Source organism: Nguyenibacter vanlangensis, assembly GCF_013376155.1.
Lineage (GTDB): Bacteria > Pseudomonadota > Alphaproteobacteria > Acetobacterales > Acetobacteraceae > Gluconacetobacter > Gluconacetobacter vanlangensis.
In genome coordinates, this window is sequence record NZ_JABXXP010001122.1 from 1 (window position 1) to 673 (window position 673).

Genomic DNA, 673 nt, shown 5'->3' on the forward strand with positions numbered 1-673 from the left:
GGCCTGGCGCGCGCCAGCGCCGCCTCGGCCTGCGCCACCCTGCGCACCCAGGGCCTGGACTGCATGATCGTCCGCCCCGGAAGCTGATCTATTTCGAAGCTGATCTATTCCAAAGCTGATCTATTCCGCCGCCTCGGCCCCGTCGCCCAACGCCGCCGGCACACGCAGTTCCGGCAGATGGATCGTCGCCTGGCGCACCAGGTTGGCGGAATGCCCGCCCAGCGACACCGCGTAATCGCCGGCCGGCACCACCCATTCCAGCCCGCCGGGATTCCACTGGCCCAGCAGATGCGCGTCGATCCCCACCGACAGATGCGCCTGCTGCCCCGGCGCCAGTTGCACGCTCCGCCAGCCGATCAGCCGCTTCGGCGCGTCCCCCACCCCCGCCGGCAGGTCCAGATAGATCTGCGGCACGTCGCGCCCCGCGCCGCTGCCGTCATTGGCGACGTCGAACGACACCACCAGCCGCGTGCCGTCCCGCGTCACCCGCAGCCCGCCATAGGAAAACTGCGCCCGCAGCGACAGGCCGTAGCCGAAGGGAAACAGCGGCGCGACATGCGCCCGGTCGAATGCCTTGTAGCACGACATCGTGAGCTGCGCCGGGGTCTGCCCCCCGGTGAAGGTCGCCGGCAGGCGGCCGGCGAAATCGCGCGCGCCGGTCAGCAGCGCGGCC

The 673-nt window shown here is 71.3% G+C and carries 1 protein-coding gene; it reads right to left on the reverse strand.

The window, feature by feature from the left end:
* Positions 1 to 120: 120 nt before the first annotated feature.
* Positions 121 to 673: glycoside hydrolase family 3 protein (locus tag HUK84_RS21620; protein WP_176641974.1), on the reverse strand; the 553-nt coding region annotated here is incomplete at its 5' end.